This window comes from Cupriavidus sp. 05L310 (assembly GCF_056398185.1).
This window is the reverse complement of the sequence record NZ_JBFTOX010000037.1, coordinates 80,464-96,912: the sequence shown is the minus strand read 5'-3', so window position 1 is coordinate 96,912 and position 16,449 is coordinate 80,464. Positions and strand designations below refer to the sequence as shown.

The following is a 16,449-nucleotide window of genomic DNA, read 5'->3' as shown; positions in this document are numbered from 1 at the left end:
ACGGGTGAATGCGGCCGGATGTTCGGGATGACGGGCCAGATCGCGAAAGACCTGGGTGTGCAGATATTGGGTAAGCGTAGCGAACAGATCGGACAGGGGCATCAGAGCCAAGCGAAGATCGAGAAATGATCCTCTATTGGCCGCCGCCCTGCTTGCGCTAAACAGCCAGCGCAAGCAGGGCGGCGGCCGCTCGAACCTCGTCACCTGTCAAGTGTCCTCGGCGCAAAATGCGATTTTATTTGGCGGCTTATCTTGGGTGGATTGCATCGTTACCGGGGTTGCAAAGCCGATTTTCACGCCGGTACTGGAAGGCGCAAATAATATCGCCGACTCCATCCTGCCCATGTCTGGCGGAGACAAGTCGCGAAATAAGCCACCCGCTCCACTACAGGAAACTGACGGCCGGCCCCATTCCATTATTGAAAGACCGGGGATTGACGGTCAATACACGTCATACAATGACGATGGCACATGGAAGCAGTATCGCGGTTCGGGTCAGGACCATGGCGGTATCCCGCGACCAAACGTCAAGGAAGCGGGTGCCAATGTGGCGCCTGACGGAACCGTCTTCATTGACAAGGGGCGAGTGCGCCCGGCAAGACCGGACGAAATTCCCGGAGGAAAGCAGAAATGACGAAAAGTAAATGGACCTATGAGCAGTTTGTTGCGGTCAACCCAGAAAAGGGTTTTACTCCCGCTGATTACATTCACGCCATAAGCAAGTTTACGAAATTGCCTGACGATTTTTATCTTTGTATGGCTGGGCTGCTTTGGCCGTCGTTTTTTAAGATAGGGGAGGTCATATTCATCTCGGAGGAATTCAATAAATCAGCTTACGATGAATATGTGAGTCGCGGATATTCCGCAGAGAAAGCTCAACCTTGGGTAAATCAAATTGAGATTACATCGATATTTTATGGGGTCAAAGTTGACGCTGCACAGCAGATTGCTGATCTGATTGTTGCTATATGGAATAGCAAGCTTGAGATCGAATTTGGAAAGAGTTTTAGACTGGCTAAGGTAGTGGTTGACCGGGAAATGGAGGAGGTATTTGTGACGATTGGCAACTTCGAGGCGTCTGTCTGAAGTTATGCTGAGGAAAGAGTGATCTTTAATCTCGATAGGAGGCGATGAATTCTATCGCCATGCAAATGAGGTGGTGGAAGTGATATACAACCAGGAAGCAGAGCACTTGCTGGCAATAAATTCATAATATTTGAAATGTGCGTTCGTTATAATTTGGTAATTCATTCGATATTCATTGCAAATGGTTGGCGTGGGCTGTCGTCCATCGAGTAACGGCTGGGAATTGATCGGGGTGGGATGTCAGTGTCGGGTGGTGATATTAGGAATGAGGCTGATGTTTGCAAAGATCTATTTGCAACTGATTCGATGCAATCAATTATTTTTGAAAAAAATAATTTAATTATGAAAATAATAGAAAATTGCTGGCCTCAGATTGAGACATATAACTGCCAGTATGGGGCGCATGTATTTGAGAACTCGACTGCGAAAATTTATGTCAACCATTGGCTAGATGTTGATCCGGAAATTGGAGGGTTTTTTTCTAGAAGAAATGATGATGGTTTTGTTGGGCATTGCATTCTTGCTTTTTATGGGGTAAAGATTTTTAAATTTAGTGTTAAGCAATGGGAGTTGGAAAATGGCAAAACAGTATGGCGTGAACCTGTCATTTTTCATTATGAGGGATCTGGAAATGAGGGGGCAATAAAGTACGATTTTGAAGGAAGTTTGCACGGATTTCCTTCATCTGTATCTATTGCCATTGAGGCTCAGAAATTTGAGCTTCACATCCTGGAAAAGGATGAGCCATCACGCCAATCATGAAGAAAAATTTTCAAAAAACCTATCGGGAGATGTTGCTCGAATAGTTGGGCAAGATCGTGAGGCGGCTGTGGCATTCATGGAGAGGCCGCGGACGCGAGCAAAAACCGACACAGCGTGAGCCCCGCTCACGCCATAAGCGCTTTTATGCAGATCAGAAGAAAAATGGTCGCCACCATGCTCACACTGGCAGGTGGCGCGGGTTACACCGACACGTCCTTGCGTGCCCAGGTCACCCCCGCAAATCCAGCTCAGGCCGCCATCCTCTCCGGCGCCGAACAACAACAACGCGTACGCCAGCAGCAGGAAGCCCGCGAACGCGCCCAGGCCGTCCAGGCGCCGAGCGTGCGGGCAGCGCAGCCGTCAGCAGAGGGGTTTCCCGAACTCCCGGCCGAGCAACCCTGTTTCCGCATTGAGCGCTTTGTACTCGAAGTGCCGGCGGAGTTGCCACCGGCACTGCACGCGCGCGGCGCGTCGGCGTTGCCGCAGGACCCGTTCGCCTTCGCCCGCGCCTGGCTCGATCACTACCAGGGCGCCTGCATCGGCAAGCAAGGTGTGGACTTGCTCGCCAAGGGCATATTGCAAGTCATCCTTGGCCAAGGCTATGTCACCACACGCGTATTGCTCCCCGAGCAGGACCTGAGCACCGGCACGCTGCGCATGGCGCTGATCCCCGGCGTGATCGGGCAGTTGCGCTTTGCCCAGCCGGATCTCTGGGGCACCTGGAAGAGCGCGTTCCCCACACGCCCCGGCGATCTGCTGAACCTGCGCGACCTGGAGCAAGGCCTGGAACAGATGAAGCGCGTGACCAGCCAGGATGTGGACATGCAGGTTGTGCCCACCAGCGTACCGGGTCAGAGCGATGTGGTGATCGCGGTCAGGCGGACCAGGCCGTGGACGGTGGTGGCGTCGATGGACAACTCGGGCACGCAATCCACCGGCAAGCTGCAGGGCAACCTGAGCGTGGGCATTGACAATCCGCTGGGCCTGAACGATCTGTTCAATGTGGGCTACAGCCAGGATCTGGGCTTTGGCGACCGGAGCCACGGTACCCACGGCTGGAACGGTTTCTATTCGGTGCCGTGGGGCTACTGGACCGGCACGGTGTCGGCGTATTCGAGCACCTACTACCAGCAGATTGCAGGGGTCAACCAGACCTTTGTCTCCAGCGGCAATTCGCAGACGGTGGATTTCAAGTTGCAGCGGGTAATCAGCCGCAGCCAGAACGATGTGCTCGGCGTGCAGTTCCGTCTGTCGAAGCGCTTCGGCAAGAGCTTTATCGAAGATACCGAGATCGAGCAGCAGCGGCGCAACAACACGGTGGTGGAGGTGGGCATTACCGATCGCCACTACTTCGGCGCGGCGCAGTTCGACGGCAGCCTGGTCTACCGGCAGGGCGCGGCGGGCCTTGGTGCGCAGCCTGATACGCTGGCTGCGTTCGGTGGCCCCACCTGGCGCTACCGCATGGCGGTGCTGGATGCCAATCTGTCGGTGCCGTTCAAGGTGGCCGGGCAGGCGCTGCGCTACGTCACCACCGTTCGCGGGCAATTCACCAACGACCGTCTGTACTACATCGACGCACTGACCATCGGCAGCCGCTACACCGTGCGCGGCTTCGACGGCGAAAGCCTGCTGGCGGGTGAGCGTGGCTTTTATTGGCGTAACGAACTGCAGGCGCCACTGGGCGGGAGCGGGCAGGCGCTGTATGCGGGGCTGGACTATGGACGGGTGTTTGGGCCTGCCACCGAGGGGCTGATTGGTACACAGCTGGCTGGTGCGGTGATCGGGATGCGCGGTGGGTTGGGTTCCACGCTGGGCGCGGTGTCGTATGACTTGTTCCTGGGCACGCCGGTCTATAAGCCGGCGGCGTTCCATACGGCGGGAGTGGCGGCGGGGTTGCAGCTTGTTTATCAGTACTAAAGCGGGCGGGGCGGGCGCGGGGAGTGAAAGACGGGAGAGAAAGCGCCTCGCTATCCATAACGCCTTCCCTCCCTCATAACCACGTCACACCTTACTGCATCGTCTTCAGGTCGCCGATCCGGATCAGCATTTCGGTAAACATCTGCATATCCAGGTCGAGGTCGGAGACTTCCTTGTACTCCTTGGCGTTGTGCGCGGTGTACTTCTTGCCGGGCATGGCCGGGCCGAAGTTGATGGCGTTCGGCATCAGCTTGGCCGTGGTGCTGCCGGCGGTGGGCACGGGTCTGGATTCGAGCCCCGTGGTATCGCCGAAGATATTGAGCAGGGTGGCCAGCCACGCGCCCTTGGGGTCGCGCGCCATCCAGTCGCCTTGCTCGTGGCTGATCGTCACCTTCTCGTGGTTGGCACCGGCCCAGGCGTTGATCTTGTCGGCCACCGCCCTGGACAGCGCCTGCGGCGTGTTGCCGCGCGGCATGCGCACGTTGGCGGTGACTTCCAGCTGGCCGTCCTTCTCGCGGACCAGGTTGGGCGACATCGTGAGCGGCCCCATGAAATCGTCCTTGTAGGCCACGCCCATTTTCTCGCCCAGGTAGCCGGTGCCGTACAGGTCGTTGAGGTACTTTGCCGCCCTGGCGTAGTGGTTGTCGGCCAGCGCGATCCCGGATTCCTGCAGGAACAGTGTCAGGCGGGGCAGGGGGTTCACGCCTTCCTCGGGGCGCGAGCCATGGGCGGAAGTACCGGTGACCTTGACGTCCACGCTGTCGGCGCCCTGGCTGATATCGATCGTGAACTTGCCCTGCGCCGCGTACTTTCCGATAAAGCCGGCGCGCGCCGCTTCAAGCCGCGCACGGGCTGCGCCGAGATCGCCGCCCTTGAGCTGCGCGCTGGCGGTCTGCGGCACGGCGTTGGCGGCCGCCGCGCCGCTCATGGCGACGATGGCGGTGGTCTTGCCATCGGTGGCCTGCACGGGGAAGAACACTTTCAGGCTGCCCGATCCCTTCTCCGCCACAACGGCGGGGTATTTGCTGTCGAGCACGATGTTGTACTCGGGCAGCGAGGTGTGCTCGCGGTAGTATTTCATGCCGTCGCCGCCGGTTTCCTCGGTGGTCTCGATCATCAGGCGGATGGTGCGGTCGAGCTTCAGGCCGCTCTCCTTCACGGTCTTCATCGCGTACAGCACCGTGGCGATCGAGCCCTTGTCATCGATGGTGCCGCGGCCGTAGAGATAGTCGCCAACGCGCGTGACCTTGAACGGGTCGAGCCTGGTGCCGTCGTCCAGCACCCATTCGTCCGCCACCACGGGCACCACGTCGGCGTGGGTCAGCAAGCCGAATTCTTCCTTGCCCCGGCCCGGCAGCGTGACCTCGAACACGCGATTGTCCACGTTGCGGAAGGTCAGGCCGAAGTCCTTTGCCATGCCTTCCACCAGCTTGCCGAACGAGACGATGGCGGGGTTCTCGTGCTGGGGAATCTTGTCGTCGCGCACGGTGCGCAAGGCCACCATGCGCTCGATGGCGGAGATCACGGCTCGCTGGTTGTGGAGCCGGTTGTACACGCCGAGCAGGCGGCCGATATTGGTCAGGTCGTCGCCGCTCAGCACGGCCTGCTTGCGATACGCGGCGACACTGCCCGCCAGCTTGGGATTGGCCCTGACCGCTTCATCCAGGAAAGCGTTGAAATTCGCCGGCGGCTTCGCCTGCACGGCCGCGACGAGGGTGTCGAGGTCGGGCTTCTTGAGCGTGTCGGCGATGGCTGGCTGGCCCAGGGCCAGCGAGAGGAGGGCGAGCGAGGCGAGCAGCGTCGGGCGTTTCATGGGCAGGGATCCCAAAAACCGGAGATGTTCGCATGAGTCGGCCACTTTCGCACGCTTAATGACTCTTTGTTGGTACATCCAGTAACGCCAACGTCATATTCCCTCTCTACTATCGGCGGCGCACCGCGAACCCGTGCGCACCGAAATCCCCCGGTTCGCCGGCTTCGCACAGACGAGAGGATCCCCACGCATGTCGTACCTTACCGATAAGGCCCGCGCGCCGCGCCGTGATGCCGAAGGCGTAGTCACTGTTCCGGGCCAGATGCTCGAAGACATCGTTGCCGCCAATCCGGCGCGCCGCACTGTGTTGCGCGGTGGCCTGAGCGTGTCGCTGCTGTCCGTATTCGGCACGAGCGGCCTGCTTGCCGCCTGCGGCGGCGATGACGCGGCAGCAACGCCGTCCCCCGCGCCGGCACCCGCGCCGGCACCGGTACCCACGCCAGCGCAGCCGCTCGACTACAAGATCGGCTTTACCCCGGTGGCGGACAAGGTGACAGCGGATACCGTGACGTTGCCGGCCAACTACGCCTATGACGTCCTGTTCTCGGCCGGCGACCCGGTCGTCGCCGGTGCGCCGGGGTACAGCGGATCCTTCCAGACGTCGGCCGAGACCGAGTTGCAAGCCGGTGGCAACCACGACGGCATGCACTTCTTCCCGTTGCCGGGCGTCGACCCGCAGCAAGGCGGCCTGCTGGCGATCAACCACGAGACGCTCGACGCGGCCATCCTGTTCCCCGGCGGCACCTACAATGCCGCGACCGCAACGGCCGAACAGAAGAAGATCGCCCTGTCCTCGGTCGGCGTGTCGGTCATCGAAATCGCACTGTCCGGCGGCAAGTGGCAGGTCAGGAAGGGCTCCGCCTACAACAAGCGCTATACGGGCAACACGGTGTACAAGGTCAGCGGCCCCGCCGCAAGCGCCGTGGGTGGCACCGTAGTCGGCACGCTCAACAATTGCTCGAGCGGCCATACGCCCTGGGGTACTTACCTGACGTGCGAGGAGACCACCGACAACTACCTGGACCCGACCCAGCCGGAAATCGGCTACGGCTGGGTGGTGGAGATCGATCCGCTGAACCAGCTCGCCGCGCCGACCAAGCGCACCGCGATGGGCCGCTTCGACCACGAGAACACCGCGTTCATGACCGGCGCCGGCAATCGCGTCGCGTTCTACATGGGCGACGACAGCACGCCGGGCTGCATCTACAAGTTCGTCCCTACGAAACCCTTCGATCCGAACGACCGCAAGGCCAATTTCAACCTGCTCGACGAGGGCACGCTGTATGTCGCCAGGTTCAATGCCGACGGCGGCGGCCAATGGATCGAACTGACCCAGGGCAAGAACAACCTGCTGGCCGGCGCAACCGATCCGGGCAATACCACGCAAGGCCCGCAGACGCCGGTGGTTGTCAATTTCACCACGCAGGCCGATGTGCTGGTCAACACCAAGGCTGCCGCGCGCGTGGCTGGCGGCACGCTGATGGACCGGCCGGAGTGGATCACGGTAGGGCCGGATAAAACCCTGTTCTGCACGCTGACCAACAACGGCGGCCGCAAGGTGCCCGATGCGGCCAACCCCCGCATGAACAACTCGCATGGGCACATCATCCGATGGAAGGAAGCCGGCGATTCCCCGCTGGCCACGAGCTTCACCTGGGAGATTTTCCTGCTGGCGGGAGATCCCTCCATCGCCGCGTATAACCTGAAGGGCACGATCAACGGCAACACCTTCTCCAGCCCGGACGGCATCCGCGTGGATCCCAAGGGACGCCTTTGGGTGCAGACCGACGCCGGCACCGGCGCAAGCACCACCAACATCTTCGGTGCCAACTCCATGCACTACGTCGACCAGGACACCCGCGAGTGCAAACGTTTCCTGGTCGGCCCGCACGGATGCGAGATCACCGGCATTGCGTACACGCCGGACCTGACCACGTTCTTTATCAACATCCAGCATCCCACCGACAAATGGCCGGACGCCAGCAAGCCTGCCAGGTCTTCGACCATCGTGGTCCGTCACAAGGACGGCAAGCCGATCGGCGCGTAGGGACGGCCGCGCAGATCCGTGCCGGCTTGGCCGGCACGCCGGGCCGCAGCCTCAAGGCTGCGGCTCTTTCGCTTCGCGATGCGACCTCGTCTTGCGATCTCAATTCCGTTCAATCACCACCTCAAGATACTCGCTGGGCAGCACCAGCGTCCCATCCCCCGAACGGTTCCGGCTGCCTATCAACGCCAGCAGATCCTGCTCAAAGGCAGCCTGTTTTTCAGCGTCGAGCGCACCAAAGGCCTTGTTCATCGGCCCGTAGTAGGTACGGAAGATCTCAAGAAAGTGCGCTGGCGAGTGATAGCGGAAAGTGAACTCGCGGGTAGCCGTGTGGATCGCGCGCGCGGTGTCGCCGAAGAGGGTATCGAGCGCCGCAGTCGTGCCCCACAACGCGGGCGATTTGACGCCCGGCGCGGGCGGAATGTACTTGCCGATCGTCTTGAACACCTGCCCGATGAAGCTCTCTGGCGTCCAGTTGGCCAGTCCGATCTTGCCGCGGGGTTTGCAGACGCGGGCAAGCTCGCTCGCGGCCTGTTCCTGGTTGGGGGTGAACATCACGCCAAAGGTGGACATCACCACGTCGAACGATGCGTCGGGAAACGGTAGGTTTTCGGCGTCCGCTTCCTGGAATTTGATCGTATGGCCCTCGGCCTGTGCGCGCACGCGGCCGGCTTCCAGCAGCGCGGGCACATAGTCGGTGGAGGTGACTTCGCACCAGCGGCGCGCGGCCGCCAGCGTGGCATTGCCGTTGCCGGCGGCGACGTCGAGCACGCGCGCGCCGGAGCGCAGGTCGAGCGCCTCGCACAGGTTCTCGCCGACGATCTGCAGCGTGGTGCCCACGACCGCGTAGTTGCCAGCGGACCAGGCGGCTTGCTGGCGGGTCTTGACCGCGGCGAGATCGATGACGGGGGCGGGATTGGAAAGGACTGCGGACATGGCAGTTCTCCTTATGGTCTTGCGATTGGGATTCAGGGAGCCGGGGCTTGCCGTGCCGGGCGCGTTACTCCGCCATGCCGACGCCGGAGCCGCCCATTTCCTTGGGGACGTCCTTCATTTTCGGCAAGCCGTCCTGGATGCGCAGGTGCGTTTCCTGATAGTGCACATGAATGCCGGGACGGAAGGGAAAGCCGGGAATGACGGCTGCGTGCACGTCGGTGAGTCTCATGCCGGGATGCCATAGCGTGAACGCATTGACGGGGCCTGCGGACCAGCGCCGGCAGGACTCGCAATGGCAATAGCCCATGCCGGCGGGCTCGCCGCTGACCGGAACCGCACCGCACCGCAAAAGCAGGCGCCCTCATGGGTTTTCTCGTCGCTCATATCGCGTCTCCTGGATGGATTGCACTCGTCCTGCCGGTGCGGGGTTGCCCGGCGGTATCCATGCGAATGCCCTCCAGACAGGTGTTGTCGCGGATGGGCGTGGGTGTAGTATCTCCACGTTGCCTGTCTCGATGAATGCTCTGGCGTCCAGCGTTCTTGCGCGGGACGCCGGAATTGACGGACCCAATTGACGGACCCTGTTCATGGATGCCGTTTCCGACGTACTTCGCGTTGTCCGCCTGAGCGGTGCGGTCTATCTCAACGGAGAATTCACCGCGCCGTGGTGCGTGCTTGGCGAAGCGGATGCGGCGCTGTGCGAAGCCTTCCTGCCGCGCACCGAGCGTGTCGTGTCGTTCCACCTGGTCACTGAAGGGAGCTGCTGGGCACGCCTCGCGGACGATCCCATGTCGGCCATTCATCTCACTGCCGGCGAACTGCTGGTGGTGCCGCAAGGCGAGTCGCACATCATGGCCAGCGTGCTCGACCTGTCCCCGGTGCAGGTGGGGCCTTTGCTGGCCATGCAACTGGAGACGGCGCCGCGCCAGGTGATGAGGCTGTCATACGGCGGCGGCGGAACCGGCACGCGTCTCGTGTGCGGATTCCTGGCTTGCAACGACCTCTTGAGCAATCCGCTGATTTCCGCGCTGCCACGCATCTTCAAGGTCGATATGCGCAACGATCCACGCTCCGCCTGGCTGGACTCTTCGCTGCAGTTCGCGACGGCCGAGGCGGCGGACTGGCGGGCCGGCAGCGAGATCGTCCTTGCCAGGTTGTCGGAACTGCTCTTTGTCGAAGCGGTGCGCCGCTGTATCGACGGATTGCCGGCGGACAAGAAGGGATGGCTTGCCGGCGTGCGCGACCGTTTCGTCGGACGGGCGTTATCGATGATGCACGCGCAGCCCGCCCATGACTGGACCGTGGATGAGCTCGCGCGCAGCGCGGGGCTGTCACGCTCGGCGCTGGCGCAGCGTTTCACCGACCTGCTGGGACAACCGCCGATGCAGTATCTGGCGCACTGGCGCCTGCAGATCGCGGCGCAGGAACTCCTCACCGGAGGCAAGTCGGTTGCCGCGGTGGCGGAGCACGTCGGCTATGAGTCGGAAGCGGCTTTCAATAGGGCGTTCAAGCGCGAATTCGGCCAGCCGCCGGCAGGCTGGCGACGGTGCCGCGGAAAGGGGGCGGCGCCAGTCCCCGCGGCCGAGCGCTCGGGACTGGCATAGCCGCAACGGCCCGGCGGTACCCTCAGCCGCCCATTTCCTTCGGAAAATACGCTTCCTGGAACTGCTCCAGCACGCTGGTCATCTCCTGTACCGCCGCCTCCGCATCGCCCCGTTCGAAATGCGCCATGAAGCGGCGGCGCGAAGGAAAGATGTAGCTGGTGTCGTGCGGCCCGATCCGGATCACGAATTCCACCAGGACCTCGATCAAGCCGTTGATGAAGGCAATCATGATCGGGTTGTCGGTCATGCGCGCCAGGATGCGATGGAACTCGTGGTTAAGCGCGACCTTGGTCTCGAACTCCCCTGACTCGGCCGCCGCGACCGCGGCGTCGATGTTGGCATTCAGGGCCGCGATGTCACTGGCCGTGGCGCGCTGGCAGGCTTCCCGGATCACAATGGCTTCCACCCAGATGCGCGCCTGCGTGAGGTGCCGCGGCGCGATGCCGCCCAGGCGGTAGAGGTCGAGCAGGCCGCTTACGATGGCGACCGACGCGCCATTGTTGCCTGTGATGAAGATGCCGCCGTGAGCCCCCTTCTTGAGTTGCACCAGGCCGGCCTGTTCCAGCGAGCGCACCGCTTCGCGCAAGGTGTTGCGCGAAACGCCCAGCTCCGCCGCCAGGGCGCGCTCCGCAGGCAGTTTCGCCCCGGGCAGCAGGCGGCCGGAAGTGATCTCCTGGCGGATCTGGCGCGCAATGTCGTCGGCCGCGCGCAGTACCTGGACAGGCTTGAACTGCGGGCCCGGTGCTTCGGCCAGGGTCGCGGGGCTTTGCGCGTCAATCTCGTTGGTCATATTCGATGGCGTCGGGAGGAAGTCCGCATTGTAGAAGGCCGGCGGCGCGAAACCCTTGCCGATCCCGCTCCGGGTTTTCCAGTATGTTCAATGCTATGGCGATTTGTAGAATGGTTCAACCAATAAATCAGAGCGAAGCAGCGTCAAGCTGACGCGTGAGACGAAGGAGGAGACATGCGTATTGCCAAAGCACTGGCCACCCTGTGCGCCGCCGTGCTGCCGTGGTCCGGTACGGCCCACGCCGATGCCAAGGCAGCGGCTTATCCCGAACGGCCGATCAAACTTGTCGTGGTCTATCAATCGGGCGGTGCCAACGACATCGTGGCCCGGATCCTGGCCGAGCGCATGAGCGGGACCCTGGGCCAGCCGGTCATGGTGGTCAACAAACCGGGCGCAAATGGCGCCATCGGCGCGCAATCCGTGGCGAGCAGCCCGGCCGACGGCTACACGGTGCTGATGGGCGGGATGCCCCTGGTGGTGGCCCGGGCCATGTACAAGAACCCGGCCGTGGATTTCGAGCGGGACCTGGCGCCGGTCGGCAAGGCGGTGAACCTGAACCTGGTGCTGGTGGCGCGCAAGGGGTTTGCCGCGGACAAGTTCGAGCAGGTCGTGGCGATGGAGAGCAAGAAGCCTGGCAGCACATCCATGGCGGTGACGGCTTCCACGTATGAGTTCTACTACGCACGGATCAACAAGCTGGCGCGGATCGACACCTTGAAGGTGCCTTATGCCGGCGTGCCGGCCGCGATGAACGACCTGAACGGCAACCGTGTCGACATGCTGATGGACACCCTGGCGGCGCAAAAGCCCTTCCTTGATAGTGGTACCACCAAGCCGCTGGCGGTATTCGGGCGCAAGCGGCTTGCCGCGCTGCCCGAGGTGCCCACGCTCACCGAACTGGGTTTGAAGGGCTTCGAGGACCAGCCCTATGTCGGCATGCTGGTACCCAGGGGTACGCCGAATGCGGTCATCGCCAGATTGAACGGCGCGCTGAGGCAGGCCGTGGAGAATCCGGAGATAAAGGCCAAACTCGAAGCCATGGGGTTCAGTGTGGAGACCGGCACGCCCGAGGCATTCCTCCAGGAGATGAAGTCCGATTCCGGGAAGATGGTGGCCATCGGCGCGCAGGCCGGGATAGAAAAGCAATGACGAGGGGTGAGGGGATGCAGGATATGCAGCAGGGCAGGGAGCCGCTCTACGCGGGATCGACGGTGGCGGAGCTCTACCGCTCGGCGTTCAAATCCTTCGCGCAGCGCGAAGCGATCGTGGGGGACGGGGTACGCCTGAGCTATCAGGCGCTGGAAGCGCAGTGCCATCGCATGGTCCGGTACTTCGAGTCGATCGGGCTGCGCCGCCAGGATGGCATCAGCCTGCTGTCGGGCAACCGGGCGGACGCCGTGGTGGCGATCATCGCGGCGCAATTGATGGGCTTGCGCTACACCGCGCTGCATCCGCTCGCCGCGCAGGACGACCACGTGTTTGCCTTGCGCGACGCGGGCATCAAGGCCCTGATCGTGGACGTGCCGCGCTTCGCCGAGCGCGGCGCCGCGCTGGCGGCGCTGGGCGTGGTCGAGCATGTGCTGACGCTGGGGCCGGCTTCGTTCGGCGCCGATGTCAACGCTGCGCTGCCTGCGTTCGATGGAGCCGATTTCCCCTTGCGCGTCCAGCCCGAGGATATTTCCAAGATCTCCTATACGGGCGGCACCACGGGCAAGTCCAAGGGCGTGATCCACCGGCAGCGCACTACTGTGACCATGACACTGCAGCAGCTGGCTTGCTGGGAGTGGCCGGCGGAAACGCGCTTCCTGGCGGCGACGCCGATCTCTCATGCTTCGGGCGCCATCATGCTGCCGGTGTTGCTGCGCGGGGGCACCTTGTTCTTCATGAGCAAGTTCAGCCCGGAGGATTTCCTGCAAACCGTGGTGGCGGAGCGCATCAGTTCGACCTTCCTGGTGCCCACCCAGATCTACGGTCTGCTCGATTGCGAGACCCTGGACCAATACGATCTCTCGCCACTGCAGATGGTGCTCTACGGCGCGGCGCCCATCGCCGAGGCACGGCTCGCGCAGGCAGTGCAGCGCCTGGGTCCGGTGTTCTGCCAGATCTACGGGCAAGCCGAGGCGCCGATGACGATCAGCTATCTGCGGCGGCATGAGCACGACCCGCGGCGGCCCCAGCTGTTGCGCTCCTGCGGAAGGCCGCTGCCCGGCAACCAGGTCAAGCTGCTCGATGCCAACCTTCGGGAAGTCGGCCCTGGCGAGGTTGGCGAGCTATGCGTGCGCGGGCCGCTGATCATGCATGAATACCTGAACCGGCCGGAGGAAACCGAAAAAGCCCTTGCCGGCGACTGGCTGCATACCGGCGACATGGCGAGGCAAGATGCCGACGGCTACCTGTATATCGTCGATCGCGCCAAGGACATGATTATCTCGGGCGGTTTCAACGTCTATTCCAGCGAGGTCGAGAACTGCCTGGCGCAGCACCCCGCGGTATCGCTGTCGGCAGTGATCGGCCTGCCCCATCCCAAGTGGGGCGAAGCCGTCACGGCGGTGGTGGTGCTGAAACCGGGATGCAGCGCCAACGCGCAGGAGCTGATTGCCTTTGTGGCGGAGCGCAAGGGCGTGGTCAATGCGCCGAAGACCGTGGTGTTCGAAGCCAATCTGCCGCTGACCGCCGTCAGCAAGCTCGACAAGAAGGCCATCCGGGCGATGTACGCGCACGGCAATGCCAATACCACGGATGGCACGGATGGCACGGACAGCACGGACAACATGGTCAGTTCGCCGCAGCACATCGTCTGAACGCCTGTTTGCGCAGCCGGCCGGTGCTGCTGCGCGAACAGCCGGACCTCGGTAGAATCGCTCACGACGTCGAATGCGAGAAGCACGGCCCTTATTTGCCCCATGCAGGTGCAACAACGCTCGGCACGCCCCGCATGTCCGCACGGAACCAAGGAATCAGACCCCATGAGCGATGCGAGTTTAACCCCCTCGGCCGAGAGCAAGCCTGTGCTCGAATACCCATGCGGAGACGCGCCGGCGCCGGGCAGCGTGCGGGAAATCGTACCGGGCGTGCTGTGGATCCGCATGCCGATGCCATTCGCGCTGAGCCATATCAACCTCTGGGCGGTGCGCGACGGCGCGGGCTGGGCGGGGGTGGACGCGGGATTGCAAACCAGCGAGACCGCCGCTGCCTGGCGCGATCTCTTCGCGCAGGGCGGGGCGCTGGCGGACGGGCTGACCCGGCTGTTCGTCACGCACATGCATCCGGACCATATCGGCATGGCCGGCTGGCTGACCCGCAAGCACGGTTGCCGCCTGTGGATGACCCGGCTGGAATACCTGAACTGCCGCGTTCTCGCCGCGGACACGGGGCGCGAGGCGCCGGAGGACGGCGTGCGCTTCTATCGCCGCGCGGGCTGGGACGACAATGCCATCGAGGCATACCGTGTGCGCTTCGGCGGCTTCGGCAAGTACGTCCATGCCTTGCCCGACAGCTACCGGCGCCTGCGCGACGGTGAGAGCCTGGCGATTGGCGATCACCAGTGGCGGGTTGTCGTCGGCAACGGCCACTCGCCCGAACACGCCTGCCTCTATAGCGAGACGCTGAAGATCCTGATCAGCGGCGACCAGATCCTGCCGCGCATCTCCTCCAACGTGTCGGTATTCCCCACCGAGCCCGACGCGGACCCGATGGGCGACTGGCTTGCCTCACTTGCCAGGCTGCGCCGGGAAGTCCCGGACGATGTACTGGTGCTGCCGGCGCACAACGAGCCTTTCCGCGGCCTGCATGCGCGCATCGATTACCTGGAGCGCAGCCAGCGCCAGGCGCTCGACCGGCTGCGCCAGGCGCTGTCCGAGCCAAAGCGCGCGGTGGATGTCTTCGCCGAGCTGTTCTCCCGCCCCATTGGCGGGGAGCCCGGATTGCTGGGCATGGCGACTGGCGAGAGCATTGCCCACCTGAACTACCTCGTGCATCGGGGGGAGGCCGTGATGGAAGTGGGCCCGGACGGCATCGCGCGGTATCGCAAGGCCTGAGTCCGGCGGCGGTCAGATCCAGGCGTCGTTGACCGCCGTCCGCTCACCGCCCTCGCCGCCGGTATTCACCACGCCCCGGGGTTCGATCAGCAGCAGCTTCACCTCCGTTTCGGCAAAGGGCTTGTGCTCGACGCCCCTGGGCACCACGAACATCTCGCCTGCCGATAGCCGTACCTGTCCATCGCGGAAATCGATGCGCAGTTGCCCTTCCAGCACGATGAACGTCTCATCGGTATCGGCATGGCTGTGCCAGATGAAATCGCCCTCGATCCTGACCAGCTTGAACTGGTAGTCGTTCATCTCGGCGATCACCTTCGGCGTCCACTGCTCGTGGATCAGGCCGAGTTTCTGCGCGAAATTCAGGCTTTGGTACTTACCGGTGGCGGTTGCCAGATCGTTGTCCATGGCGTTGCTCTCCTTGCCTTGTCATGGGGGCTCACCTTAGCAAGGCGTACGGGGGGAATCTTGTATGATCGTGCAAGCCTCAGCGAGCCGCGGGCGCGGCCACGCCCTGCATGTTCATCCAGCGCGCAGGCGACAGGCCGTAGGCCTTGCCGAAGTGGCGCGTCATATGGCTCTGGTCCGTGAATCCCGCGGCCAGGGCGGCATCGGCCAGCGACTGGCCCCGTACCAGCAGCGACCGGACCTGGTCGAGCCGGCGCATGGTCAGGTAGCGGTACGGGCTGGTGCCGTACAGCAAGCGGAAATCGCGCGACAGGCTCCAGCGGTCTCGTCCGCTGTGCGCTTCCAGTTCGCCCAGCGTGACCGTGCGGTGCAGCGCGCCGTGGATATACTCGCGCGCCCGCTCGGCGGCCTGGTAGTCGTAGCCCTGGCGGCGGGCAGGCGCACCGGATACCGCTTCCAGCGCATGCGCAAGATCGAACAAGGCGTCGTCTTCCTCCAGCGGATCGATTGGGCTGTCCATGCCCTGGAGCAGGATACCGGTTGCCGCGCGCAGCCGCGGGTCCCTGGATATGCCATCCTTGATGAACGGGAGCGGCTTGCCGCCCAGCACCTGCTGGATCAGCGCGGGTTCGATATACATGATCCGGTACTTGAAGCCAGCGTCCGAACCGGCCTCGCCGTCATGGGGCTCATCGGGATGCAGCACGACGGTCCCGCCGGGCAGGCTGTTGCGCTGCCCGCCCCGATACTGGAAGCGCTGCACGCCGGAGAGCGTGCGCCCGATGGCGTAGGTATCGTGGCGATGCATATCGTAGCCGTGCCCCGAGAAGAACGCTTCGATGCGCTCCAGCCGGCCTTGCTGCGGCGCGCGAAGTACCCAGTCCCTGGGTGTGTCTTTCATGCGCATGTCGGTTCATCCCTCGCGGTTGCCCTGGCGCTGGCATCCCGGCGGGATCACCAGACCGGCACCTTGGGCAGATGCCAATCTTGCCACACAGCCAGCAGCCGCAGGGCGAAGCTGCCGGCACCGCCCGCCAGCGCCGCCAAGGTCGGCG

Annotated in this window: 15 protein-coding genes; 9 read left to right on the top strand and 6 right to left on the bottom strand. The window is 63.0% G+C overall.

Annotation, left to right across the window (positions count from 1 at the left end; translation table 11 throughout):
- Positions 1-136 precede the first annotated feature (136 nt).
- From AC1DS6_RS25635 to AC1DS6_RS25620, 4 genes are all read left to right on the top strand, one after another.
- Positions 137-634, top strand: coding sequence for a hypothetical protein (locus AC1DS6_RS25635; RefSeq protein ID WP_477103446.1), 498 nt, complete (start codon positions 137-139; stop codon positions 632-634).
- Positions 631-1,086, top strand: a complete 456-nt coding sequence (locus AC1DS6_RS25630) for a hypothetical protein (RefSeq protein ID WP_477103445.1) — start codon at positions 631-633, stop codon at positions 1,084-1,086. Before AC1DS6_RS25635 ends, AC1DS6_RS25630 begins: the two co-directional genes overlap by 4 nt.
- 306 nt (positions 1,087-1,392) lie before the next feature.
- Positions 1,393-1,848 carry a hypothetical protein gene (locus tag AC1DS6_RS25625; protein WP_477103444.1) on the top strand — a complete coding sequence of 152 codons (456 nt, stop codon included), beginning with the start codon at positions 1,393-1,395 and terminating at the stop codon, positions 1,846-1,848.
- 162 nt (positions 1,849-2,010) lie between these two features.
- Positions 2,011-3,765 carry a ShlB/FhaC/HecB family hemolysin secretion/activation protein gene (locus AC1DS6_RS25620; protein WP_441625845.1) on the top strand — a complete coding sequence of 585 codons (1,755 nt, stop codon included), beginning with the start codon at positions 2,011-2,013 and terminating at the stop codon, positions 3,763-3,765.
- 91 nt (positions 3,766-3,856) lie between these two features.
- Here the strand turns inward: AC1DS6_RS25620 and AC1DS6_RS25615 are convergent, their stop codons facing one another.
- Complete coding sequence (locus AC1DS6_RS25615) at positions 3,857-5,578, bottom strand: dipeptidase (protein ID WP_477103443.1); 1,722 nt, start codon at positions 5,576-5,578, stop codon at positions 3,857-3,859.
- A 190-nt stretch (positions 5,579-5,768) separates the two neighbouring features.
- Here AC1DS6_RS25615 and AC1DS6_RS25610 point away from each other — a divergent pair, with 190 nt between their 5' ends.
- Positions 5,769-7,625, top strand: a complete 1,857-nt coding sequence (locus tag AC1DS6_RS25610) for a PhoX family protein (RefSeq protein WP_477103442.1) — start codon at positions 5,769-5,771, stop codon at positions 7,623-7,625.
- Between the two features lie 99 nt (positions 7,626-7,724).
- Here the strand turns inward: AC1DS6_RS25610 and AC1DS6_RS25605 are convergent, their stop codons facing one another.
- Both AC1DS6_RS25605 and AC1DS6_RS25600 read right to left on the bottom strand, forming a co-directional pair.
- The gene (locus AC1DS6_RS25605; protein WP_477103441.1) at positions 7,725-8,558 is read right to left on the bottom strand and encodes a class I SAM-dependent methyltransferase; all 834 of its coding nucleotides are present in this window, start codon (positions 8,556-8,558) and stop codon (positions 7,725-7,727) included.
- Between the two features lie 64 nt (positions 8,559-8,622).
- Positions 8,623-8,787: a hypothetical protein gene (locus AC1DS6_RS25600; protein ID WP_477103440.1), complete on the bottom strand. Its 165-nt coding sequence runs from the start codon at positions 8,785-8,787 to the stop codon at positions 8,623-8,625.
- A gap of 358 nt (positions 8,788-9,145) precedes the next feature.
- Here AC1DS6_RS25600 and AC1DS6_RS25595 point away from each other — a divergent pair, with 358 nt between their 5' ends.
- The gene (locus tag AC1DS6_RS25595; RefSeq protein WP_441625835.1) at positions 9,146-10,162 is read left to right on the top strand and encodes an AraC family transcriptional regulator; all 1,017 of its coding nucleotides are present in this window, start codon (positions 9,146-9,148) and stop codon (positions 10,160-10,162) included.
- A gap of 22 nt (positions 10,163-10,184) precedes the next feature.
- Here AC1DS6_RS25595 and AC1DS6_RS25590 read toward each other — a convergent pair whose 3' ends face one another.
- Entirely contained in the window at positions 10,185-10,952 is a 768-nt protein-coding gene (locus AC1DS6_RS25590) for a FadR/GntR family transcriptional regulator (protein WP_045242159.1), read from the bottom strand.
- Positions 10,953-11,126: 174 nt separating this feature from the next.
- On the opposite strand from AC1DS6_RS25590, the gene AC1DS6_RS25585 reads away from it, so the two are divergent.
- From AC1DS6_RS25585 to AC1DS6_RS25575, 3 genes are all read left to right on the top strand, one after another.
- Positions 11,127-12,101 (top strand): Bug family tripartite tricarboxylate transporter substrate binding protein, encoded by a 975-nt coding sequence (locus AC1DS6_RS25585; RefSeq protein ID WP_441625832.1) that lies wholly within the window; start codon positions 11,127-11,129, stop codon positions 12,099-12,101.
- Positions 12,098-13,753, top strand: a complete 1,656-nt coding sequence (locus AC1DS6_RS25580; RefSeq protein WP_477103439.1) for an AMP-binding protein — start codon at positions 12,098-12,100, stop codon at positions 13,751-13,753. The genes AC1DS6_RS25585 and AC1DS6_RS25580 overlap by 4 nt, the downstream gene beginning before the upstream one ends.
- 165 nt (positions 13,754-13,918) lie before the next feature.
- The gene (locus AC1DS6_RS25575) at positions 13,919-14,989 is read left to right on the top strand and encodes an MBL fold metallo-hydrolase (protein WP_441625828.1); all 1,071 of its coding nucleotides are present in this window, start codon (positions 13,919-13,921) and stop codon (positions 14,987-14,989) included.
- 12 nt (positions 14,990-15,001) lie between these two features.
- On the opposite strand, the gene AC1DS6_RS25570 is transcribed toward AC1DS6_RS25575, so the two are convergent.
- A complete protein-coding gene (locus tag AC1DS6_RS25570; protein ID WP_441625826.1) occupies positions 15,002-15,394 on the bottom strand; it encodes a cupin domain-containing protein in 393 nt (130 codons plus the stop codon).
- A 79-nt stretch (positions 15,395-15,473) separates the two neighbouring features.
- Positions 15,474-16,301, bottom strand: coding sequence for an AraC family transcriptional regulator (locus AC1DS6_RS25565; RefSeq protein WP_477103438.1), 828 nt, complete (start codon positions 16,299-16,301; stop codon positions 15,474-15,476).
- Positions 16,302-16,449 lie beyond the last annotated feature (148 nt).